Annotated in this window: 21 protein-coding genes and 1 pseudogene; 5 read left to right on the top strand and 17 right to left on the bottom strand. The window is 40.2% G+C overall.

What is annotated here, in order from left to right; translation table 11 throughout:
* Positions 1-395: 395 nt before the first annotated feature.
* The gene (locus tag E0709_RS10520; RefSeq protein ID WP_165867239.1) at positions 396-1,043 is read right to left on the bottom strand and encodes a TfoX/Sxy family DNA transformation protein; all 648 of its coding nucleotides are present in this window, start codon (positions 1,041-1,043) and stop codon (positions 396-398) included.
* A gap of 285 nt (positions 1,044-1,328) precedes the next feature.
* On the opposite strand from E0709_RS10520, the gene E0709_RS10515 reads away from it, so the two are divergent.
* Both E0709_RS10515 and rpe read left to right on the top strand, forming a co-directional pair.
* Entirely contained in the window at positions 1,329-2,054 is a 726-nt protein-coding gene (locus tag E0709_RS10515) for an RIO1 family regulatory kinase/ATPase domain-containing protein (RefSeq protein WP_132302692.1), read from the top strand.
* 28 nt (positions 2,055-2,082) lie between these two features.
* The gene (gene rpe / locus E0709_RS10510; RefSeq protein ID WP_132302693.1) at positions 2,083-2,757 is read left to right on the top strand and encodes a ribulose-phosphate 3-epimerase; all 675 of its coding nucleotides are present in this window, start codon (positions 2,083-2,085) and stop codon (positions 2,755-2,757) included.
* A 128-nt stretch (positions 2,758-2,885) separates the two neighbouring features.
* On the opposite strand, the gene E0709_RS10505 is transcribed toward rpe, so the two are convergent.
* The 3 genes from E0709_RS10505 to icd form a co-directional block, all read right to left on the bottom strand.
* Positions 2,886-4,337 carry an NAD-dependent succinate-semialdehyde dehydrogenase gene (locus E0709_RS10505; protein WP_132302694.1) on the bottom strand — a complete coding sequence of 484 codons (1,452 nt, stop codon included), beginning with the start codon at positions 4,335-4,337 and terminating at the stop codon, positions 2,886-2,888.
* A 77-nt stretch (positions 4,338-4,414) separates the two neighbouring features.
* Positions 4,415-4,900 (bottom strand): 4-hydroxyphenylacetate 3-monooxygenase, reductase component, encoded by a 486-nt coding sequence (gene hpaC / locus E0709_RS10500; protein WP_132302695.1) that lies wholly within the window; start codon positions 4,898-4,900, stop codon positions 4,415-4,417.
* A 314-nt stretch (positions 4,901-5,214) separates the two neighbouring features.
* Entirely contained in the window at positions 5,215-6,462 is a 1,248-nt protein-coding gene (icd, locus tag E0709_RS10490; protein ID WP_132302696.1) for an NADP-dependent isocitrate dehydrogenase, read from the bottom strand.
* A 71-nt stretch (positions 6,463-6,533) separates the two neighbouring features.
* Between icd and E0709_RS10485 the strand changes: the two genes are divergently transcribed.
* Together E0709_RS10485 and E0709_RS10480 are read left to right on the top strand one after the other, a co-directional pair.
* Entirely contained in the window at positions 6,534-7,211 is a 678-nt protein-coding gene (locus E0709_RS10485) for an rRNA large subunit pseudouridine synthase E (RefSeq protein WP_132302697.1), read from the top strand.
* Positions 7,212-7,213: 2 nt separating this feature from the next.
* Positions 7,214-7,669, top strand: coding sequence for an NUDIX hydrolase (locus E0709_RS10480; RefSeq protein WP_132302698.1), 456 nt, complete (start codon positions 7,214-7,216; stop codon positions 7,667-7,669).
* Positions 7,670-7,734: 65 nt separating this feature from the next.
* Here the strand turns inward: E0709_RS10480 and E0709_RS10475 are convergent, their stop codons facing one another.
* The 8 genes from E0709_RS10475 to rpsL all read right to left on the bottom strand — a co-directional run bounded on the left by E0709_RS10475 (position 7,735) and on the right by rpsL (position 17,456).
* On the bottom strand, positions 7,735-8,376 hold the full coding sequence (locus E0709_RS10475; protein WP_132302699.1) for a YagU family protein: 642 nt from the start codon (positions 8,374-8,376) through the stop codon (positions 7,735-7,737).
* A gap of 186 nt (positions 8,377-8,562) precedes the next feature.
* Positions 8,563-9,000 (bottom strand): FMN-binding protein MioC, encoded by a 438-nt coding sequence (gene mioC / locus E0709_RS10470; RefSeq protein WP_132302700.1) that lies wholly within the window; start codon positions 8,998-9,000, stop codon positions 8,563-8,565.
* A 126-nt stretch (positions 9,001-9,126) separates the two neighbouring features.
* Complete coding sequence (gene gyrB, locus E0709_RS10465; RefSeq protein ID WP_132302701.1) at positions 9,127-11,577, bottom strand: DNA topoisomerase (ATP-hydrolyzing) subunit B; 2,451 nt, start codon at positions 11,575-11,577, stop codon at positions 9,127-9,129.
* A gap of 599 nt (positions 11,578-12,176) precedes the next feature.
* Positions 12,177-12,644 carry a hypothetical protein gene (locus E0709_RS10460; protein WP_132302702.1) on the bottom strand — a complete coding sequence of 156 codons (468 nt, stop codon included), beginning with the start codon at positions 12,642-12,644 and terminating at the stop codon, positions 12,177-12,179.
* A 362-nt stretch (positions 12,645-13,006) separates the two neighbouring features.
* Complete coding sequence (gene tuf, locus E0709_RS10455) at positions 13,007-14,191, bottom strand: elongation factor Tu (protein ID WP_132299727.1); 1,185 nt, start codon at positions 14,189-14,191, stop codon at positions 13,007-13,009.
* A 69-nt stretch (positions 14,192-14,260) separates the two neighbouring features.
* On the bottom strand, positions 14,261-16,363 hold the full coding sequence (gene fusA / locus E0709_RS10450) for an elongation factor G (RefSeq protein ID WP_132302703.1): 2,103 nt from the start codon (positions 16,361-16,363) through the stop codon (positions 14,261-14,263).
* A 111-nt stretch (positions 16,364-16,474) separates the two neighbouring features.
* The gene (gene rpsG / locus E0709_RS10445) at positions 16,475-16,945 is read right to left on the bottom strand and encodes a 30S ribosomal protein S7 (protein WP_132302704.1); all 471 of its coding nucleotides are present in this window, start codon (positions 16,943-16,945) and stop codon (positions 16,475-16,477) included.
* A gap of 136 nt (positions 16,946-17,081) precedes the next feature.
* Entirely contained in the window at positions 17,082-17,456 is a 375-nt protein-coding gene (gene rpsL / locus E0709_RS10440; RefSeq protein ID WP_013745731.1) for a 30S ribosomal protein S12, read from the bottom strand.
* 264 nt (positions 17,457-17,720) lie between these two features.
* Here rpsL and E0709_RS10435 point away from each other — a divergent pair, with 264 nt between their 5' ends.
* Positions 17,721-17,975: a DinI-like family protein gene (locus E0709_RS10435; RefSeq protein ID WP_132302705.1), complete on the top strand. Its 255-nt coding sequence runs from the start codon at positions 17,721-17,723 to the stop codon at positions 17,973-17,975.
* Between the two features lie 81 nt (positions 17,976-18,056).
* Here E0709_RS10435 and E0709_RS10430 read toward each other — a convergent pair whose 3' ends face one another.
* The 5 genes and pseudogenes from E0709_RS10430 to E0709_RS10410 form a co-directional block, all read right to left on the bottom strand.
* A complete protein-coding gene (locus E0709_RS10430; RefSeq protein WP_132302706.1) occupies positions 18,057-18,353 on the bottom strand; it encodes a YfcZ/YiiS family protein in 297 nt (98 codons plus the stop codon).
* A gap of 147 nt (positions 18,354-18,500) precedes the next feature.
* Positions 18,501-20,168 carry a fructose-specific PTS transporter subunit EIIC gene (locus tag E0709_RS10425; protein ID WP_132302707.1) on the bottom strand — a complete coding sequence of 556 codons (1,668 nt, stop codon included), beginning with the start codon at positions 20,166-20,168 and terminating at the stop codon, positions 18,501-18,503.
* 3 nt (positions 20,169-20,171) lie between these two features.
* Positions 20,172-21,116 (bottom strand): 1-phosphofructokinase, encoded by a 945-nt coding sequence (fruK, locus tag E0709_RS10420; RefSeq protein WP_132302708.1) that lies wholly within the window; start codon positions 21,114-21,116, stop codon positions 20,172-20,174.
* 5 nt (positions 21,117-21,121) lie between these two features.
* Positions 21,122-22,240, bottom strand: a pseudogene (gene fruB, locus E0709_RS10415) (fused PTS fructose transporter subunit IIA/HPr protein); the annotation flags it as partial.
* A 57-nt stretch (positions 22,241-22,297) separates the two neighbouring features.
* A complete protein-coding gene (locus E0709_RS10410) occupies positions 22,298-22,810 on the bottom strand; it encodes a hypothetical protein (protein ID WP_132302710.1) in 513 nt (170 codons plus the stop codon).
* Positions 22,811-22,840 lie beyond the last annotated feature (30 nt).

The following is a 22,840-nucleotide window of genomic DNA, read 5'->3' as shown; positions in this document are numbered from 1 at the left end:
GCGTTCAATCTGAGCCATGATCAAACTCTTCAATTTAAGTTCGATCGCTCAATAAACTGCTTGCTTCAAATCATTTAATGAATTTTAAGTTAAGCACCTATTAAGACTTCAAGTTTTTAAAATTTTTAAACCGAAATCAATCAACAAGTGCCCACACAGATTGTCTGATAAATTTTTAAAGAACGTTTTCGCTGCTATGTTTCCAAGAACACGTTTCCAAAAACGCTAGCGAAAAAATAACGACACACTGTTTGATTTTTCATTTTCACAACAGCGTGTCGTTGTGTGGGGCGTATTATAAAGATCTCAAAATCCTTTGCAAGTGTTTTTTACAAATTTTTCTGAAAAAGCACTTATTCGCACATAAAATCAACAACACTCCCGTTTAGGCTCAATTATAGCTTATATTTCATCGCTCGAAACCCAGCTATATTAAGTTTTTCATTCACTTCTTTTAAACCATCTTCTTTTTCTTTCTCCGTTAATAATTCTACATACTTATTCTTTAAAGCAGCATAAGTCTTCCAGAATAAATGTGACGTCACAAAAAGCCCTTGGGATTTGACTAATATATAAGCGTCTGCGGCACCAACTTCTCTTAATTTAGAAATTGTATCAATCCCGATCTTTCCCAACAGACGTTCGTACTTTAGCGACATATTTGGTAAGTTCCGAATCCGTTTCGCTCTTTCCAAGGTATCAGCAAGTTTCTCTGACTCAATTTGCTGTAAAGATGCTTTAATCATCTTAACTAAAATGAGGCTTTTATCATTATCCGTCAGGTAATCACCCGGAATCAAATAATAATCTCTAATCTTCAAATTACTCGGCACACCATCCAGTTCCCATGGAATAGCGCCTATACTTTTTACTTGGTTCGCCAAGTCACCTTTGGCTCGAAGATAAAAACCTCCTTTCTTATAAATACCAAACATATGGTCATTATAAAAAATACCGATGCCTGAAAATAATTTCTTCGATCGAATCTCTCCGAGCAAAGATGTTAGTTTTTCATATAAATTAATTGTAGGTATATTTGACATATATCCCTCCATAAGGTACCTAAAGGACAAGTTCACAATCTCATAGTTTCCTATGAAATCACCAAAAATTAATTCATATGTTATTAATAACACAAATCATTAATAATTAATATAACCATTTGAAAAATAAAATTTATTTTTTATAAACGTTGCCTAGATCACAGTAGTTTTTGCTATATTTTGCTATATTAAAAAATTTTATATTAATAATTAACCGTAAAATTTGTCATGATATTTTCCTTATTTAGTGTTATATTTAGCTTTTCTATTTTATTCGGATAACAAATGACATTAGAACAATATGCTCAATCACTATGCTCTCAACATCCAGATAAACGAATTTACCCTTTTGAATTTGAAAATAAGCGTTATTGGCTAAAACAACCTGAAAAACCTAAAGGTTCTCAGCGACTACTTAAAACTTTCCCCCACAAAGCTTTCCATCGAGAAGTAGAACGTTTATTAAAACTAAAGCAAAAAAATGCGCCTATTCCACACATTTATATTGCTAACGATAATATGTTAGTTATGGAAGATGCCGGTCTTTCTGTCAGCCATTGGCTTTCCAATAGAAATATTTCATCCGAACAAAAACAACAAATTCTAAATGATAGTGCTATTGCATTAGCAAAATTACATAAACAAAAACTAATTCATGGTAGACCTTTTGTTAAGGACATTTTATGGAAAGATGGCATAGTTAGTTTTGTTGATTTTGAAGTAGATGCTGTATCTAATAATCCCATTCAACAACAAATACAAGATAATATCCTCTTTATGATTGGATTATGTCGAGAACAAGCCATTACTAAAGAACAAATTAGACAAACTATACTCACTTACAAAAACTATACTGAACAACATATCTGGCAAACTACATTAAATAAACTCCGATATTATCGCTGGGCTTATTGGTTATTATTGCCTTTCAAGAGCATCGCTGGTAAAGATCTAAAAGCACTTTATTTACTTATAGAAATATGCTACAAGGACGATATTCTGGTAAAATAAGTTCTGATCTTATATTAGGAGAAATCGTATGCAACCTTATTTAATTGCCCCCTCTATTCTTTCCGCAGACCTTGCTCGTTTAGGTCAAGATGTGGAAAACGTTATCAACTGCGGTGCAGATTTAATTCATTTTGATGTGATGGATAACCATTATGTTCCTAATCTCACTTTTGGCGCACCGATTTGCCAATCCTTGCGTGATTATGGTATCAACTGCCCCATTGATGTACATTTAATGGCAAGTCCGGTGGAACGCTTAATTACCGATTTTGCCAAAGCTGGAGCGACATCCATCACTTTCCACCCCGAAGCTAGCGTACATATTGACCGCACCTTACAACTGATTAAAGATAATGGCTGTCAAGCGGGCTTAGTCTTCAACCCCGCCACCCCGTTAAACTATTTAGATTATGTGATGGATAAAGTTGATATCATTTTGCTCATGTCTGTAAATCCCGGCTTTGGTGGACAATCCTTTATTCCAGCTACTTTTGAAAAACTCAAACAGGTTCGCCAACGTATTGATGCTAGCGGTTTGCCTATTCGTTTAGAAGTAGATGGCGGCGTAAAAGTGAATAATATTGCACAAATTGCTAAGGCTGGAGCGGATATGTTTGTAGCGGGTTCAGCAATCTTTGATCAACCTGATTACAGAAAAGTTATTGATGAAATGCGTGCCGAGTTAGCAAAAATAGTCGCCTAATATACACAAAAGTGCGGTGAAAATTACCCAAAAACTTTAACACTGCCGGCAATAAATAGCCCTCTGAGCGCCTGTTAAAGGAATTGTGCGTAAAAAAACCGCACTTTTCTGACAAATTAGCAATAAAACTATACCCCACCAAGACATAAATATTTAATTTCTAAATAATCCTCAATCCCATATTTAGATCCTTCCCGCCCAAGACCAGATTGTTTCACCCCACCAAAGGGAGCAGCTTCGTTAGAAATAAGACCCGTATTAATGCCGACCATACCATATTCTAGTTCATCAGAAACTTTAACGATCGTATTTAAATTAGATGAATAAAAATAAGAAGCTAAACCAAATTCGGTATCATTGGCAAGCTGAATGACTTCATCTATATCGTCAAATTTAAAAATCGGTGCTAATGGACCGAAAATTTCTTCCTTCGCAAAACGCATTTCGGATGTCGCATTTTTTATTATGGTAGGTTCAAAATATAGGGTATTTTCGCCAAGTACCTTGCCCCCAGCGATGATTTCACCGCCTTTTTCACAGGCATCAGCTAAATATTCTTGCACATTTCGCAACGCACTTTTATCAATTAAAGGACCAATAGCAGTATCTTCCTCTATACCATTCCCGACTTTTAATTGTTTAGTCGAAATACTAAATTTCTCCACAAACTCATCATAAACACCAGATTGCACATAAAGACGATTGGCACACACACAAGTTTGTCCTGCATTACGGAATTTTGAAACGATCGCACCTTGTACTGCCGCATCAATATCCGCATCATTAAAGACGATAAAGGGTGCATTCCCCCCTAACTCTAAAGATACTTTTTTAATCGTACTGGCACATTGTTGCATTAATAAACGTCCTACGGGGGTTGATCCAGTGAAACTAAATTTTTTCACCCGATCATCTTCGGTAAGCACCTTGCCAATTTCTGTTGCTCTCCCGGTAATGATATTAAATACACCGGCAGGAATCCCTGCTCGCTCTGCCAATACCGCTAATGCCAAAGCAGAATAAGGTGTTTGCGATGCAGGTCGAATAATAAAAGTACAACCCGCCGCCAGAGCAGGAGCAACTTTACGTGTAATCATTGCACTTGGAAAATTCCAAGGAGTAATAGCTGCACACACCCCAATAGGTTGTTTATTCACAATCACTCGTTGACTAGAAGATGGCGCAGGAATCACATCACCATAAATGCGTTTAGCTTCTTCCGCGAACCATTCAATATAGCTTGCGCCATAGGCAATCTCCCCTTTAGCTTCGGCTAACGGTTTACCTTGCTCAAGCGTGAGTAATAATGCTAAATCTTGTTGATTCTGCATGATTAAATCAAACCAACGACGTAACATCACTGAACGTTCTTTGGCGCTGCGTTTTCGCCAATCCCCAAAGGCTTGGGTTGCCACATCAACAGCTTTCAAAGTCTCGGCTTTCCCCATATTGGGAATTGTGCCTAATTTACTTTGATCCGCAGGGTTGGTTACTTCTACTGTTTCACCATTTTCAGCATCACACCATTGACCATTGATATAGGCTTGAGTTTTGAATAAGGATGGGTCTTTTAGTTGCATGGTATTCTCCTCAATAGCGAACAAATATATGCTTCTTTAATAATTACATAATATCCAATTTAAGTACATGGTAAAATTTAACCAACTGTATGGAAGTTTCTTGAAAAATATACCAGCGCTTTGTCTTGCGGATTAACTTTTATCTTATCCAGTTCCACTAAGAACATTGAATGCGAACCAATATCCTGCACATCCACCACGTTGCCGGAAAGATTGGCAAGTGAATCTTTTAAACAGAGGAAAAGCTCATTTTCATCCCAACATTGCCATTGAAACCGTTCTTCCATAGTGCTGCCCTTAAAACCGGCAAAATGCTCTGCCAGTTCTCGTTGCTCACTACTTAAAACATTAATACAAATTCGTCTATTTTGTTGGAAAATTGGGTTCGTTGCACTATTTTTATTAATACAAACTATCACCGTTGGTGGCGAATCTGTCAGCGAACAAACTGCAGTAGCGGTAATACCACATTGTCCAGCATCACCTTTCGTTGTAATAATATTCACCCCAGCAGCTAATTTTGACATCGCATGACGAAAATCTTGTTGAATAGGTGTTAACATTTTATTTCTCCTCTGACGTACAAAAACGGTTCAAATTACCCCCAATATTGATGAAAAATTAGCACAACATTATCTAAAATTAGGTTGTACATTTGTTGCCGTCGGGGTGGATACCAGTTTATTAATGAAATCTGCAGTCAATCTATTAGCCAAATTTAAACCGCAGTTAGCCAAACCAATATCAGATCCGCACAATCAGATTTATTAATATGGATATTGAAAAGGATCAGCGTACCGCCGATCCTTTTGTTCATCCATTAAGCCTTAATAAAAAAGATAACAAAACTTTTCCATTTTTCACCGCACTTAATGCCTTACATATTCCCCACAATATCTTGCGCAAATTCCGACGTCGAACGCAAAGTGGCGCCGTCTAACATTTCGGCAAAATCAAAGGTTACGGTTTTATTGGCAATGGTTTTAGACACCGCATTTACTACTAAATCAGCGGCTTCAATCCAGCCTAAATGACGTAACATCATTTCGCCACTGAGAATCAGCGATCCGGGATTGCCTTTATTTTGCCCTGCAATTTTAGGGGCTGTGCCGTGAGTTGCTTCAAAAATAGCGGCTTGTTGTCCGATATTGGCCCCCGGTGAAATACCAATACCACCGACTTGTGCAGCTAAGGCATCAGAAATATAGTCACCATTTAAATTTAAAGTAGCAATTACATCGTAATCTGCAGGATGTAATAAAGCTTCTTGTAAAAATGCATCGGCAATACAATCTTTAATAATAATTTCTCGCCCTGTTTTAGGGTTAATGAGTTTGTGCCAGTCACCACCATCTAGCGGTTCTGCCCCAAATTCTTTTGCCACTTGATAACCCCAATCTTTAAATGCTCCCTCCGTGAATTTCATAATATTCCCTTTATGCACTAAGGTTAACGAACGACGGTCGTTATCAATCACATATTGTAATGCAGCACGCACTAAACGTTGTGTGCCTTGTTTGGAAACCGGTTTAATACCGATACCACAATCTTGGCTAAAGCGAATTTTCTTCACCCCCATTTCATCTTGCAGGAATTTAATGACTTTATCCGCTTCAGGTGAGCCGGCTTTCCATTCTACACCTGCATAAATATCTTCGGAATTTTCACGGAAAATCACCATCTCCACTAATTCAGGGTGTTTTACGGGGCTTGGTGTGCCATCATAATAACGAATTGGACGTAAACAGTTATACAAATCTAAGCCTTGTCGCATGGCAACATTGAGAGAACGAATCCCTCCCCCCACTGGCGTCATTAAAGGTCCTTTAATAGCAACATGATATTCTTCGATTAACGCTAATGTTTCATCGGGCAGCCAAGTATTTTCCCCATAAATTTGGTTTGCTTTGCCACCTGCATAAATTTCACACCACACAATTTTGCGTTCGCCACCGTAGGCTTTTTCAACAGCGGCATTAATTACAGTTTGCATGGCTGGAGTCACATCAACACCAATTCCATCTCCCTCAATAAAAGGAATAATTGGATGATTAGGTACATTTAATGACCCGTCTTGATTTAATTGGATTTTTTCCCCTTGCGGAATAATGACTTTCGATTGCATACTTTTTCCTTATGTTTTGCAGTGTTTATTGGTAGTATAGAATCTATGAATCTTAATTATTAACAACATATATGAACTTGAAACCTGTTGCAAGAGATAAGCATAAAAAAACTGCTTTTCAAGGTAAAAAAATAAATGCCTCAAAAAGCAAGGTCACCTGTGCTGAAACTACCATTATTTTATTTAATAAACCCTATGATGTTCTCACCCAATTTACCGATGAAAACGACAGAACAACATTAAAAAACTTTATTCCGATTCCCGATGTGTATCCAGCTGGACGTTTAGATCGAGATAGTGAAGGGTTGTTGATTTTAACCAACAATGGTGAATTGCAACATCATCTTGCGGATCCTAAATTCAAAATTGAGAAAACCTATTGGGTACAAGTGGAAGGCATTCCCAATGAACGAGACTTATCGCTGTTACAACAAGGGGTAAAGCTCAAAGATGGCATGACTAAACCAGCAAAAGTACGGTTAATTTCTGAGCCAAATTTATGGTTACGCCATCCACCGATTCGAGAACGAAAATCTATTCCAACAAGCTGGCTTGAAATTAAAATCAGCGAAGGAAAAAACCGCCAAGTTCGCCGAATGACTGCACATATTGGTTTTCCGACTTTACGCTTAGTACGTTATGCCACAGCAGATTTAAATCTTGATAATCTAACAAATGGTGAATATCGGATATTAACAAAAAACGAAAAACAACAGCTTTTTGCATTACTTAAATTTACAGGAAAATAACCATGCACAAACCCAATATCACCATGGCTTGCGTAGTTCATTGCCACGGCAAATTCTTATTTGTAGAAGAAATCGAATACGGTAAACGTACCCTTAATCAGCCAGCAGGACATTTAGAAAAAGACGAAACTTTATTGCAAGGAGCAAGCCGTGAACTGTATGAAGAAACCGGTATTAAAGCTGACATGCAATCCTTATTGAAAATCTATCAATGGCATGCTCCACGTAGTCAAACGGATTATTTGCGTTTTGTATTTTGCTTAGAATTAGACGAGTGCGTACCCATTACGCCACAAGATAGTGATATTACAAGGGGGGTATGGCTAACATTAGATGAATTTAATGATTATATTCAACAAGATGGACAATGTGAACGCAATCCGTTGGTAATTCAAGCATTACAAGATTATTTAAGTGGCGAACGCCATCCGCTTTCGGTGTTAACCGTCTTTGCCTAACCTTTAATAACAAAAAACCCGAACATCTGTTGTTCGGGTTTCTCATCAAGACTAAATCGTTAAAATTAACGATGACCTTGACTTAAAGGAATTTCTGGATCTGGTTCGCCGGTGTAACGGTTGCGTAAGTCACGACGAATCATCTCAATTGACCAGAACCATAAGATATGACCCACGATTTCAGAAACGTGTTCATACCAAGGCCAATCCGCCACTGGTGGAGTTAAACCTAATAACGGGAAACTAATATAGTGAACTGCAATAGTTGCAATGATACCTGCTCCCATACCTTGCCAGAATTTGATTTTCGGGAAACGCTCTGCTACAACACAGTAACCAATAGCAAACACTAACGAAAATAAAATGTGGGTGAAACCAATCCAGTTGAAATCGTAGTCTGCAAAATTAAATACGGCAGCAGTTGGATCAATACCAATATAATCACGTAAGAAAACGTGTGGCGGATTTAAAAATGCACGTGAACATTGTTGTAATGCACCATCCATTGCGATAGCACCTGAATTTAATGCATCCAATACAGGTTGCGGACAAGCCGATGTAAATAGATCAAGCGGGCTACGTGGTGGGAGTGGATGTTCAGCACCCCATTTTACGAATGCAGAGATAAAACCAGCGATAATACCGATAAACACGGCTAAACCATAACGACGACGTGATGGATCAGTTTGTTGAAAAATACCTGACATAATAGGCTCCAAGAATAATAAAAATGAATTGTATTTAACCCTGCATTAACTCTTATCATACCAGTTAATACGAGGGTTTATGGCGTTTTATAAGTCAAAATTAACGCTGGAACATTCTAGCATTGCGTTAATTGCTGTCAAATTTTATTTTTCTGTTTTTTGATCTAGATCGTATTTTTAAACAATTTACAGTGCATTGAGCAGGTTAGGTAACCACTCTTCCGCTGTTTGGTCTTGATCTTCTACTTCCACCACATCAATGCGTAAACTTTCACAAATTTGCACCGCACCTTGTACCGTCAAGACTTGCTCAACCGTATCCACCGCATAGCAGAACGTATCATAATCGGAATTGCCTAATCCTACCACCGCAAAATGCACACCCGTTAAATCCTGTTGTTTCACTTCTTCGATAAAGGGTTGGATATTTTCGGGTAACTCTCCAGCACCGTGGGTAGAAGTCACAATCAGCCAAAGTTTTTGGCTTGCGACATCAGCAAAGCTGGCGTTATTTTCCAGTTGAACATCAAAATCTTGTTGTGCAAGGCAATCGGCGAGATGATCGGCGACGTATTCGGCGCCACCGAGGGTGGAACCAGTAATGATAGCAATTGGGGTTGGCATAATTTTTTCCTTTTAAGAAACCCTGCACTCTCGTACAGGGTTAAGTATATTACGACGTTCCACGTCTTATCAACAAAGCAACGGCATCACGTTACAATCCTAACCGAGTACATTAGTACTCGGCGATTAAATATCTAAATTCGCTCTCAGCGCATTACTCTCAATAAAGTCCCGTCTTGGCTCTACTTCATCGCCCATCAACGTAGTAAACAACTGATCCGCTTCAACTGCATCTTTAATCGTCACTTGCAACATATGACGTGCTTCCGGATCCATGGTGGTTTCCCAAAGTTGTTCTGGATTCATTTCGCCTAATCCTTTATAACGTTGCACAGTTAAACCACGACGAGATTCTTTCACTAACCAATCTACCGCTTGATCAAAACTGCTTACATCTAAACGGCGTTCACCACGAGTAATATATGCACCGTCTTCCAACAGATCATTTAACTGTTTACCAAGTTTCGTAATACGCGCATATTCATTGCCTGTGGCAAAAGCGTAATCAAGACTGTAATGAGCGTCAATGCCGTGTGTACGTACAGTAAGTAACATCTCATGGAGCTGACGTTCTTGGTTATATACCACTTGGTGCGAATAATGGTTGCCATTGCTGTCTTTCTCTTTTAAGCGTTCTACCAATAAATTCGCCCAATTTTCCACCACGGTTTGGTCTTTCATTAGCTCAAGAGTGAACACTGGATAATATATCAATTCTTTCAACAAGGCTTCAGGATAACGGCGGTGTAACCTTGCGATCATTTGCGTCACATTGTTATATTCGGTCACCAATTGTTCCAACGGCAAACCCGTCATTGCTGGGGCATTGGGATTAACATATAATGCTGCATCGTTCAAGGCAATCGCTAATTCATATTCCACCATCGCTGGTTCATCTTTAATATATTGTTCTTGCTTGCCTTTTTTCACTTTATAAAGTGGCGGTTGAGCAATGTAAACAAAACCTCGTTCAATGATTTCTGGCATTTGACGATAGAAGAATGTTAATAACAAGGTGCGAATATGTGAACCGTCCACGTCCGCATCAGTCATAATAATCACTTTGTGGTAACGCATTTTATCAGGATTATATTCATCACGCCCGATACCACAGCCGAGAGCGGTGATTAACGTCCCCACTTCTTGCGAAGATAGCATTTTGTCAAAACGGGCTTTTTCCACGTTTAAGATTTTCCCTTTCAACGGCAAAATTGCTTGATTTTTACGATTCCGCCCTTGTTTAGCCGAACCGCCCGCAGAATCACCCTCTACAAGGTAAAGTTCAGAAAATGCTGGATCTCGTTCTTGACAATCGGCTAATTTACCCGGAAGACCCGCAATATCCAACACGCCTTTACGTCTGGTCATTTCACGGGCTTTGCGAGCGGCTTCTCTAGCACGAGCTGCATCCACAATTTTGGTGGCAATAATTTTCGCATCATTTGGATTTTCTTCTAAATATTCCTGCAAACGCTCATTCATAGCGGATTCCACCGCCCCTTTCACTTCGGACGACACCAATTTATCTTTGGTTTGTGAAGAAAATTTTGGATCCGGCACTTTCACTGACACAATCGCCACTAACCCCTCACGAGCATCATCGCCCGATGTCTCCACTTTGTCTTTGTCACTTTTGCCTTTTTTATTTAAGCCCGACTTTTCCATATAGCTATTTAAGGTGCGAGTCAAGGCACCACGGAAACCAGCCAAATGGGTACCACCGTCACGTTGTGGAATATTGTTGGTAAAGCAGTAAATATTTTCGTTGTAACTGTCATTCCATTGTAACGATATTTCCACCCCAATACCGTCTTTTTCCATGCTGAAATAAAACGGTTTCGGATGAATCGGAGTTTTATTTTGGTTTAAATATTCCACAAAAGCCTGAATGCCACCCTCATAATGAAAATGATCCTGCGTACCATCCCGTTCATCAAACAATTTAATCGACACGCCCGAATTTAAGAATGACAATTCACGCAAGCGTTTTTTCAAAATCTCATATTCAAATACGGTTTTACTAAAAATGGTTGAACTCGGCCAAAAACGTACGGTGGTACCTGTTTTGCTGGTATCGCCAATTTGTGCCAGTGGAGCTTGAGGTTCACCTAAATGATAGGTTTGTTCATAAACATGCCCTTGACGACGAATGATGAGCAATAATTTATCGGAAAGGGCATTCACCACGGAAACCCCCACGCCATGCAAGCCACCCGACACTTTATAGGAATTATCATCAAATTTACCGCCAGCGTGCAACACGGTCATAATCACTTCTGCTGCCGACACCCCTTCTTCAGGGTGAATATCTACTGGAATTCCACGTCCATCATCTTGCACAGAAACAGAATTATCTTCATGAATGGTAACAATAATATCTTTACAATGCCCGGCTAACGCCTCATCAATAGCATTATCCACTACTTCAAACACCATATGATGCAACCCTGTACCGTCATCCGTATCGCCGATATACATCCCAGGTCGTTTCCGCACGGCATCTAAGCCTTTTAATACTTTAATACTGCTTGCACCGTATTCGGGTTGTTGTGATTCTGGTTGGATATTATCTGTCATAGGGTTTCTCAATTAGGTGAAAAAATTAGGGGAATTATAGCATATTCTCACAGAAAAAACATCTACGCTCTGCACACATCAAGGCAAGAAGAGAAGAGACCCCATACTCACGTACAAGGCTAAACAAATAACGATGCTCCGCATCTGACTATAGCTACGGCGTAGCGAGACTATGCCTAACTCCGTACGTCAGTGCGGAGTAAATAAGATAAATAAGGAAGAATTATGCCACTCAACATCAACGAAGAATCCATTGAAAACCTTACCCTTGAGCATTTAGTCGCATTAGGCTGGTCTCACATACCGATGCTCAATTGATGAAAACAGCAAATTTTTTCGTGTGAGTCCGTCTGATGTGATTGGTTTTGTTAATGGTCCCCCCTTGGTAGGGTTTGAGTTAAAAAATCCCCTTTCCGATCAAGCGGATATTTTAGATACCTATCATTAATTGCAGACCTATAAAGATGAAATTACCGATCTGCTGGAAGTTTAACTACAACAGCACTTAGTTTATTGGTTGGTACTTTAATTGTCTGTGCGTCAACAGTAGCACTTTTCATTTTTAACAATACGTTGATTTTTTATCCTAAAACATTAATTTACTTACACTTGATAAGATCATTAGTTAAACGAGAAACTAATTTTGAATTTTTTACATTCGGTACTCGGTTAAATTCAGCTGATGTTGCCGAGGTTAACACTAAGCCCTGTGTATTTTGTGAAACTTTAATATAATTTACTTTTGCGGTTTCAACGATAATTTTTTGATTATTTTTGATTTTTACTTGATAATCGTCAGCCACAACAGCCTGCAAGGTATGATTACCCGAACAAATTCGTTGTTCAACACGACTATTACGATCTAAAGCTGCAAAAAAACGCCCATCAATCGCCAAAGTAACATCATTTTTCAAACTACCATCAGTGAAAACAGCAACAGTACCGACTTCTGTACCTGTAACAGTACGATTTGGAGTAGTATTGGTTGCACATGCTGTTAATGATAAACAGGCAATAACAACGCATCCTAAACCACTTTTAGCAAAAAATTTGCAAAACTTACTCATAAATTGATTCCTCTTGATTACTATGGATATACCCTGTATTCCTCTTTTCTTCTCTCAATCTTTCTGTCTTAACTACTCTGTCATCCTACCTCTATCATCCGGAAAAAAATCTACTAACCAGATTAGATTAGGCGACATGATAATATAAAGTTTTACTAAATACAAACAAATCTCAACATCTTTACAATTCTCTTTTATACTCGAAAAGAAATGATAAAAATTATTACATTTGAGCATATTTTGACAAAGATATATGGCTAATTTGTGTTTTCATGATGAAAGATAGATAAGAAAAATAGTAATTTACTTATACAAAAGGGCGTATTGAATACGCCCCTAAAATATATTCGTTAAATCGTTAATTATTTAACAATTTTCGCTACCACGCCAGCACCTACTGTACGTCCGCCTTCACGAATCGCAAAGCGTAAACCTTGGTCCATCGCAATTGGGTGGATTAGGCTCACAGTCATTTTGATGTTGTCGCCTGGCATAACCATTTCCACGCCTTCTGGTAATTCGATTGTACCTGTTACGTCTGTGGTACGGAAATAGAATTGTGGACGGTAACCTTTGAAGAATGGAGTGTGACGACCACCTTCTTCTTTTGACAAGACATAAACTTCTGATTCGAAATCTGTGTGTGGGGTAATTGAACCCGGTTTTGCCAATACTTGACCACGTTCGATTTCTTCACGTTTTGTACCACGCAATAATGCACCGATGTTTTCACCTGCACGACCTTCGTCAAGTAATTTACGGAACATTTCTACACCCGTTACGGTTGTTTTCGCGGTATCTTTGATACCCACGATTTCCACTTCATCACCAGTACGGATAATACCACGTTCTACACGACCTGTTACTACAGTACCACGACCAGAAATGGAGAATACGTCTTCAATTGGTAATAAGAACGGTTGGTCAATCGCACGTTCAGGTTCTGGAATGTAAGTATCTAAATGGTTAGCCAACTCAAGAATTTTTTCTTCCCATTCTGCTTCACCTTCTAAGGCTTTTAAGGCTGAACCACGTACGATTGGCGTGTCGTCACCCGGGAAGTCGTATTGTGAAAGAAGTTCACGCACTTCCATTTCCACTAATTCTAATAACTCTTCGTCATCTACCATGTCGCATTTGTTTAAGAATACGATGATATATGGCACGCCTACTTGGCGACCTAATAAGATGTGCTCACGTGTTTGTGGCATTGGGCCGTCAGTTGCTGCTACTACAAGAATAGCGCCGTCCATTTGTGCCGCACCAGTGATCATGTTTTTCACATAGTCGGCGTGTCCTGGACAGTCAACGTGTGCATAGTGACGAGTTGGGGTATCGTATTCAACGTGTGATGTGTTGATGGTGATACCACGCGCTTTTTCTTCTGGTGCATTGTCAATTTGGTCAAATGCACGCGCTGCACCGCCGTAGTGTTTTGCTAATACGGTAGTAATTGCTGCTGTTAAAGTTGTTTTACCATGGTCAACGTGGCCGATTGTACCCACGTTAACGTGCGGTTTTGTACGTTCAAATTTTTCTTTAGACACTTTTCAGTTTCCTTTTGTGAGTCCCTAAAACCGCGGTGCAATTTTAGGGAGTTTTTGTTAAATAAAGTTTTATTTACGACGAGATTCGATTACTGCTTCAGCCACGTTTTTCGGTGCTTCAGCATATTTTAACGGTTCCATTGAGTAAGATGCACGACCTTGGGTTTGTGAACGCAAGTCAGTGGCATAACCGAACATTTCGGATAATGGCACTTCGGCGTTGATTTTCACCACAAATTCGTTGGCTTCTTGACCGTTCACCATGGCACGACGGCGGCTTAAGTCACCGATAACATCACCCACGTAGTCTGGTGGGGTTTCCACTTCCACTTTCATGATTGGCTCAAGTAATACTGGGTTAGCACGGTTAAACGCTGCTTTAAATGCCAATGAAGCTGCCAATTTAAATGCTAATTCAGATGAGTCAACATCATGGTATGAACCGAAGTGTAAACGTACACCTAAATCCACTACTGGATAACCCGCTAATGGACCTGATTTAAGTTGTTCTTGGATACCTTTGTCCACCGCTGGGATGTATTCACCTGGAATAACCCCACCTTTGATTTCGTTAACAAATTCGTAACCCGGACCTTCAGGATCTAATGGATACATATCGATCACCACATGACCATATTGACCACGACCACCCGATTGTTTAGCGTGTTTACCTTCCACATCGTTAACACGAGTACGAATCGTTTCACGGTAAGATACTTGTGGTTTACCAATGTTCGCTTCTACTTTAAACTCGCGACGCATACGGTCAACAATAATATCTAAATGTAACTCTCCCATACCTGAAATGATGGTTTCGCCAGACTCTTCATCCGTATGAACACGGAATGATGGGTCTTCTTGGGCTAAACGACCTAAAGCAAGACCCATTTTTTCTTGGTCAGCTTTGGTTTTTGGTTCAACCGCGACAGAGATTACAGGCTCTGGGAATTCCATACGCTCAAGAATAATCGGTTTATTCAAGTCACATAAGGTATCACCAGTACCTACATCTTTTAAGCCAATAGCAGCAGCGATATCGCCTGCACGCACTTCTTTGATTTCTTCACGTTTATTGGCGTGCATCTGTACGATACGACCAAAACGTTCACGTTTATCTTTCACTGAGTTTAAGACGGTTGCACCAGACTCAATCACACCAGAGTAAACACGGAAGAAAGTTAAGTTACCCACGAATGGATCGGTAGCAATTTTGAATGCCAATGCCGCAAATGGTTCGTTATCATCTGCATGACGCTCACCTTCGGTTTCATCTGGGTTGATACCTTTGATTGACGCAATATCAGTTGGCGCAGGAAGATAATCAATTACCGCGTCAAGCATCGCTTGAACACCTTTGTTTTTGAATGCAGAACCACAGGTCACTAAGATGATCTCAGTGGCTAACGCACGTTGACGTAACCCTGCTTTGATTTCTTCTTCGGTTAATTCTTCACCACCCAAGTATTTTTCCATTAATTCTTCTGATGCTTCCGCTGCCGCTTCCACAAGATTTTGGTGCCATTCTTCGCAGTCTGCTTGCATGTTGGCAGGAATATCTTCGTAAGTGAAGGTCATACCTTGGTCAGCTTCGTTCCAGTTGATGGCTTTCATTTTTAACAAATCAACCACACCCGTGAAGTTATCTTCTGCACCGATTGGCAGTTGTAGAGGCACAGCGTTACCGCCTAAGCGAGTTTTGATTTGTTCAACTACGCGTAGGAAGTTTGCACCAGTACGGTCCATTTTATTCACGAACGCAATACGTGGTACTTTATATTTGTTAGCCTGACGCCATACGGTTTCAGATTGTGGTTGAACACCACCCACCGCACAGTACACCATTACCGCACCATCAAGTACACGCATTGAACGTTCTACTTCGATAGTGAAGTCAACGTGTCCCGGAGTGTCGATTACGTTGATACGGTGTTGTGGATATTGTTGTGACATACCAGACCAGAATGCGGTAGTTGCTGCAGAAGTGATGGTGATACCACGCTCTTGTTCTTGTTCCATCCAGTCCATTGTAGCGGCACCATCGTGTACTTCACCGATTTTGTGACTTACACCAGTATAGAACAAAATACGCTCAGTAGTAGTTGTTTTACCCGCATCGATGTGCGCACTGATACCGATATTACGGTAAAGTGATATAGGGGTTGTACGAGCCATTATTATTACCTTGTTTTGGTTTTCTATTAAATTCTTTATATGGGTAAGGCTCTATCGAATTTACCCGTGAGTAAATTGCCGATAAAGCCTTGAATCAAAATCGTGATTTGATTACCAACGATAGTGAGCAAACGCTTTGTTTGCTTCAGCCATACGATGAACATCTTCACGTTTTTTCACGGCTGAACCTTTGTTATCAGCCGCATCAGAAAGTTCGTTGGCTAAACGTAATGCCATGGATTTATCACCACGTTTACGTGCTGCTTCAACGATCCAACGCATACCTAAAGCGTTACGACGAGTTGGACGAACTTCTACTGGTACTTGGTAAGTGGAACCACCCACACGGCGTGATTTTACTTCCACCGTTGGACGAACATTTTCTAACGCCACTTCAAAGGCTTCAAGCGCTTCTTTGCCAGAGCGTTGTGCTAAGGTTTCTAACGCATCATAAACGATAGATTCAGCGATAGATTTTTTACCATCTACCATTAATACATTAATAAATTTCGCAAGTAATTCTGAACCGAATTTCGGATCTGGCAGAATTTTGCGAGGTTCAATACGACGACGACGTGGCATTGCAATTTCTCCGTTGTTTTATCTTCAGGATACCCAAAACTCATCTTTTGCGACGATTTACTGCTTTCGCATCTTGACTGGAGTTTATGGTTTAAATAATTAATTTAGACGTTTGGCCTTACTTAACGGAGAACCATTAAGCTTTAGGACGTTTAACGCCGTATTTAGAACGACCTTGTTTACGATCTTTTACGCCTGCACAGTCTAATGCACCGCGTACAGTGTGATAACGCACACCTGGTAAATCTTTCACACGACCACCACGGATTAACACAACACTGTGTTCTTGAAGGTTATGACCTTCACCGCCGATATAAGAAGTTACTTCGTAACCATTAGTTAAACGAATACGGCATACTTTACGTAATGCTGAGTTCGGTTTTTTAGGTGTAGTAGTGTACACACGAGTACAAACGCCACGTTTTTGTGGACAAGCTTCTAGTGCTGGTACATTACTTTTAACAACCTTTTTCACACGCGGTTTGCGTACTAGCTGGTTGATAGTTGCCATTAATAAGCTCCAGTTTAATTAAATTCAAAATGAATATGTTTAGTTAAATGCTATTCCCCTTAGGTTTGCCCATTGGGAAATAGACGATAGATTCTAATCCCGAAAAAGATCCCTGTCAAGAATTAACCGACGCATCCATAAAATTCAACGAAAAACCCGTTTAGAAAATTATTTCTAAAACTTAGACTGATAATATTTACACTGATATTTATTTCAGTTATTATAGCTGTATATAAACACAAATAAACTATATAAGGAAACACTATGAAACAGCTCGACATTCGTTTCGTCAAAGAACGAGACAATAAAAAACTTGAATACCAAATGGCATTAATCGAACGTTTACAACAGGTTTTACCTAAACGTATCGCAGAAAAATTTGCAGATGTAAATGTACGTATCCGTTTTTCCAGTTCCGCGGGAGCGGATATTTCAGGCTTTAGAGATTCTGATGAAAAAGAACGTTTTACCGAATATTTAGAAGAATTATGGATGGATGACTCTATTTTAGAAATATAAAAGAGAAAACCGCGGTGAAAATATTATTATTTTTCACCGCACGTTAGCAAAGCACAACAGGAACAAAGAGCAACAGAGAAATTAGATCGCTCTTGTCCCTAATTGAAAGATCACGACTTCCGCTTGACAACTAAAAGCAAAATTAGCGGTTAATTGGAATCCACCATCCACGGGTGAAATATTGCTTTCAATTTGGCAAGGCTCATCTTCACTTTCTGTGTCACGTGCTTTTTGCACTAATTTTTCGAGTGCTTTTTCTGCTTCTAGTTGCGTTGGATAAATTTTATCAAACGCCGTTGAACGTTCACTGTTATCAATAATCGAACCTACGTCAAAGGTGTTACATCCGACGCATTCAATGGGTTTATCTGATTTCATTATGGTTATTCCTATTTTTTAAATTAAAACTTAAGTTACTTTAATACTAAATTACGTTCGGATCAACTTTTTCCGCTTAAAGGCAATTAAAAACCCTTGCAGTAGCAAGGGTTTATGTTAAAAATATGTTATCCCTAACCGCGATAACTATTTCACCAATTTCGGCTTAATGACAGAATACAATAATCCGGTCACGACTGATCCTACGGCAATCGCTCCGATATACATCAATGGTTGTGACACTAACGGCACAACAAACACGCCACCATGCGGAGCAGGTAAGCTAATACCTAAACTCATGGAAATTGCCCCCGCAGTCGCTCCACCAATCACGCTAGATAAAATCACACGTAATGGATCTGCCGCCACAAATGGCAATGCGCCTTCAGAAATAAAGCAAAGCCCTAACACAAAACCCGCATTACCAGCATTGCGTTGCGCTTCATCAAATTTGTTACGCGCAATCCACGTGGCAATTGCCATACCAATCGGCGGTACCATACCAGCGGCCATCACGGCTGCCATCGGTGTAGTGATACCTGATGTGATTAAGCCAGTACCAAATACATAAGCGGCTTTATTGACTGGCCCCCCCATATCAATACACATCATACCGCCAAGCAATGCACCAAATAAAATCGCATTGGTTGAACCCAAACCTGCTAACCAACTTTCTAACCATTTCATGGCAAAAGCCACTGGTGGATTTAAATAATGAATCAACAACCAACCCACAATAGCGGTACCAAATAAAGGCAAAATTAAAATCGGTTTTAACGCACTCATACTGGCTGGTAATTTGATAAATTGATTTAATCCTTTCACCACATAACCAGCAAGGAAACCAGCGATAATTCCACCTAGAATCCCAGCACCGGCACTGGCAGCAAGCGAACCACCGACTAAACCGACTGCCAATCCGGGACGGTCGGCAATGGAATACGCCACATAACCGGCGAACACGGCAATCATCAAGCCAAATGCCGCACCACCCAATGTCATCATATCGTGACCGAAAGTACCTGCATTTTCTTCATTACCTACATAAATACCACCAAGGGCAAAAGCAATAGCAATCAATAAACCACCCGCGACAACTATCGGTAACATGTGTGATACACCTGTCATTAAGTGTTTATAAATCCCTTTGCGTTCAGTTTTGCTCGTTTCGCTTTTTTCACTACTGTTGTTCGGTTGATATACCTTGGCTTCCACAAAGGCTTTGTCAAATTCTTGTGCCGTTTTCTTTAACGCTAAACCTGTTGATGTACGATACATCGGCTTGCCTTGAAACTTATCCAAGTTCACATCAATATCTGCTGCCACAAACACTAAATCAGCTTGAGCCACTTCTTCATCGGTAATAGGATTGCCAGCACCGACCTGTCCACGAGTTTCCACTCGCACATTCCAACCCATTTTTTTACCATAGGCTTCAATGGCTTCGGCAGACATAAAGGTATGTGCTACGCCTGTTGGACAAGCGGTAACCGCCACGATATTACGCCCAGAAATTGCCCCATTTTGCACTGCAGGTTGTACTGGTGCAACATAATCCACCGCATTATTTTGTACCTGTTCTAAGGCTGACTCAGGGGATTGGAAAGCGGTTTCTAAATCGACTAATGCCACTTTTTTACCTGAAAGTGCGGTTAAATTTGGCAACGTTTTACCAACCACTAATGCCACATCAGCTTGCTCAGCAAGTTCTACTAGCTCAACACTTTTTGTTTGAGCCACTTGAGTTAAACGTTGGCGAATTAAAAACGTTTTCGCTTGACCAACGTTGTCAGAAAATGTAATAAAAATACGCATAACTTATCCTTTAATAACCGTTATTTTAACTTGTTGCAAAATAGCGTCTAATAATTTGCGATCACTCACGCCCACATTGCTTTGCGACACAGCAAAGGCAGATACCGCACTGGCAAACGCCAAAGTATCCGCTTGTGAAAGCTGATGCACCGTCCCATAAATTAGACCTGCAACCATAGAATCACCAGCCCCAACGGTGCTCACCACATTTTCACAACGTGGCGGTTCAGCACGCACAATAGCTTGCTCACTTAACCAAACAGAACCTTTTGATCCCATAGAAATCACTACATTAGCGATACCTTGAGTTTGCAATTTTTGAGCTGCTTGAATAATTTCATCAACAGAATTTAACGAATGCCCGATCCAAGCTTCTAATTCACGATGGTTCGGTTTGACTAACCACGGATTCGCTTTTAAGCCTGCAGTTAAAGCCTCATTAGAACTATCCAACACGACTTTCACGCCTACCTGAGCTAACTTGCTTAACCAATCAGAAAATTGTTCAGGACTCACCCCGCGTGGCAAACTGCCACACACCGCCACAATGTCGAATTGCCGGCAATAATCTAATGATGAAATGACAAAGGTTTGCCAATCTTGCGGTTGCACTTGATAGCCTAAGAAATTCAGGTCTGTCACATCCGCTTCGGTTTCGGTGATTTTGACATTAATTCGAGTTTTACCCGCAATACGCTGAAAGCGATCTTCCAAACCTAAGGAGTTGAATAAATGTTCAAAATCACCCACATTATCTTCACCTAAAAAACCACCTACGGCGACTTTCACGCCTAAATCATTGAGCACTTTGGCGACATTAATGCCCTTGCCAGCAGGAAATAGCCCGAGGGTTTCCACTTGGTTGACTTCGCCCAGTTCAATACGAGCCAAACGCCCAACTAAATCATAGGCAGTATTGAGCGTAATCGTTGCTACTTTTTTTGTCATCATTACTCCCCTAGCCCAGCAGCAATGGCAGCACCTATGCCATCAATAGCTTGTTGAGCTTGTTCGCCAGTCGCCACAAAACGTAAACGATGCCCTTTGACTGCGCCTAAAGACACAATTTTCATCGCACTTTTGGCACTCACTAACGCACCACCGCGATCTAAGTTTTGCACTAGCACCGTCGCATTATATTTTTTCACTTCATTCACTAACACAGCTCCCGGACGAGCATGTACGCCATGTTCATTTTTAATTGTGAAAATGCCTTCCACTTCTTGTTCACTAGTGGTTTGCATTGATGACGCTGGTGTATTAACCTCTATAGCTTCGCCGTTTAATGCTGAGACTATTTGCGTGACAGAACCTTGCAACAAATATTGTTGTACTTGTGGTTCAAGCAAGCGAACCAACACATTATTTACGCCATCATCTTTACGAGAAACAGTGACCACGGCGCATGCATTATTTTTTGTTCGGCTCACAGCTAATCCATTTTTCAGATTACCCACCGCACTATCTGTCAACCATAAACCTTGCCCCAACGGCAACGCCGGTGAACTAATCACATCAGAAACAAAGGATTTTTCCACCGCACCTTGGCTTTCTAATTTGCCGGCATTAATAGCAGTCAACGTCAACAGATTATCGCTTTCCACATCAAGCACAATCGTTTCAGCAGAAGCCACTAAATTTTGCCCTTCACCTAATAATAATGCCCGGAACCGGCAAACATCAGATTCTTTCGCTAATTTTGCAGCGGTGTCTTCATCGCCTAAAATTTGCGTTAATTGACGTAACAAGGCTAAGTGTTCATCAGATCTCGCAGCAATCGCAATGACGACATAAGCAATATTCCCTTCGCCCCACTCAATACCTTGTGGAAATTGAAACACTGCTACACCCGTTTCTTTGACTAAAGAGCGAGTATCTAGTGTACCGTGGGGAATCGCAATCCCATTTCCTAAAAAAGTAGATGTTTGCTGTTCACGAGCTAGCATTCCTTGTACATAACCAGATTCAACCAAGCCAGCTTTGTTCAATGCATCGGCTGCCATCTCAATGGCTTGTTGTTTATTCTCCGCTGTTTGAGCGAGATGAATAGCATTTTCGGGTAAATTAAACATTCGGCAATTTTCCTTCTGAAAAAAAAGGTTAGACCCTAAAGAGCCTAACCTATCACTTTATCTACAAATACCTAGCAATTCTTCACTACCTTTGCTTAAGTATTCATCATTTTCTGATTTGGCACGATCTTTTTGCAAATCACGCATCGCATCATAAATCCCTTGTGTCATACTCAGACGATCAATTTTCGTCCAACAATCCGCACTTAAACGGCTAAAATTATTTTGCAAATCTGCCGCAAACACCACACCACTATAATAAGCATGTACATTACTATCAATGCCTGAAGCTAATTTTGCTCTAATCTGATCAATAGAGACTAAAATTCGTCCGAGATACCAATCATTCACCCCACTAGTAAACGAATTGACATCATAATCAGCTCGCACTGAACCTTTATAGGTTTGCACTGTGGCAGAGTACGCCACCGCATAGGATTTCTGATCAATTTGCTCCTTATCCAAATTAATCACATTTTTCTCACTACCCATAAATGGAATATAAGATGTCACTGATGAGCAAGCGGACAAACACGCCAATACTAACATCAATGATAGTTTTTTTAACATAGCATCTCCTTGAATAAATCTAATCTTGCC

Origin of the sequence: Lonepinella koalarum, assembly GCF_004565475.1 — a bacterium.
In the GTDB taxonomy this organism is placed as follows: Bacteria; Pseudomonadota; Gammaproteobacteria; order Enterobacterales; family Pasteurellaceae; genus Lonepinella; species Lonepinella koalarum.
This window is presented reverse-complemented; position numbering and strand designations above follow the sequence as displayed.

Excerpts from the sequence above, each read along its gene's own strand:
- E0709_RS10520 (WP_165867239.1), bottom strand. The coding sequence starts at position 1,043 with ATGTCAAATATACCTACAATTAATTTATATGAAAAACTAACATCTTTG.
- E0709_RS10515 (WP_132302692.1), top strand. The coding sequence starts at position 1,329 with ATGACATTAGAACAATATGCTCAATCACTATGCTCTCAACATCCAGAT.
- rpe (WP_132302693.1), top strand. The coding sequence starts at position 2,083 with ATGCAACCTTATTTAATTGCCCCCTCTATTCTTTCCGCAGACCTTGCT.
- E0709_RS10505 (WP_132302694.1), bottom strand. The coding sequence starts at position 4,337 with ATGCAACTAAAAGACCCATCCTTATTCAAAACTCAAGCCTATATCAAT.
- hpaC (WP_132302695.1), bottom strand. The coding sequence starts at position 4,900 with ATGTTAACACCTATTCAACAAGATTTTCGTCATGCGATGTCAAAATTA.
- icd (WP_132302696.1), bottom strand. The coding sequence starts at position 6,462 with ATGCAATCGAAAGTCATTATTCCGCAAGGGGAAAAAATCCAATTAAAT.
- E0709_RS10485 (WP_132302697.1), top strand. The coding sequence starts at position 6,534 with ATGAACTTGAAACCTGTTGCAAGAGATAAGCATAAAAAAACTGCTTTT.
- E0709_RS10480 (WP_132302698.1), top strand. The coding sequence starts at position 7,214 with ATGCACAAACCCAATATCACCATGGCTTGCGTAGTTCATTGCCACGGC.
- E0709_RS10475 (WP_132302699.1), bottom strand. The coding sequence starts at position 8,376 with ATGTCAGGTATTTTTCAACAAACTGATCCATCACGTCGTCGTTATGGT.
- mioC (WP_132302700.1), bottom strand. The coding sequence starts at position 9,000 with ATGCCAACCCCAATTGCTATCATTACTGGTTCCACCCTCGGTGGCGCC.
- gyrB (WP_132302701.1), bottom strand. The coding sequence starts at position 11,577 with ATGACAGATAATATCCAACCAGAATCACAACAACCCGAATACGGTGCA.
- E0709_RS10460 (WP_132302702.1), bottom strand. The coding sequence starts at position 12,644 with ATGAGTAAGTTTTGCAAATTTTTTGCTAAAAGTGGTTTAGGATGCGTT.
- fusA (WP_132302703.1), bottom strand. The coding sequence starts at position 16,363 with ATGGCTCGTACAACCCCTATATCACTTTACCGTAATATCGGTATCAGT.
- rpsG (WP_132302704.1), bottom strand. The coding sequence starts at position 16,945 with ATGCCACGTCGTCGTCGTATTGAACCTCGCAAAATTCTGCCAGATCCG.
- rpsL (WP_013745731.1), bottom strand. The coding sequence starts at position 17,456 with ATGGCAACTATCAACCAGCTAGTACGCAAACCGCGTGTGAAAAAGGTT.
- E0709_RS10435 (WP_132302705.1), top strand. The coding sequence starts at position 17,721 with ATGAAACAGCTCGACATTCGTTTCGTCAAAGAACGAGACAATAAAAAA.
- E0709_RS10430 (WP_132302706.1), bottom strand. The coding sequence starts at position 18,353 with ATGAAATCAGATAAACCCATTGAATGCGTCGGATGTAACACCTTTGAC.
- E0709_RS10425 (WP_132302707.1), bottom strand. The coding sequence starts at position 20,168 with ATGCGTATTTTTATTACATTTTCTGACAACGTTGGTCAAGCGAAAACG.
- fruK (WP_132302708.1), bottom strand. The coding sequence starts at position 21,116 with ATGACAAAAAAAGTAGCAACGATTACGCTCAATACTGCCTATGATTTA.
- E0709_RS10410 (WP_132302710.1), bottom strand. The coding sequence starts at position 22,810 with ATGTTAAAAAAACTATCATTGATGTTAGTATTGGCGTGTTTGTCCGCT.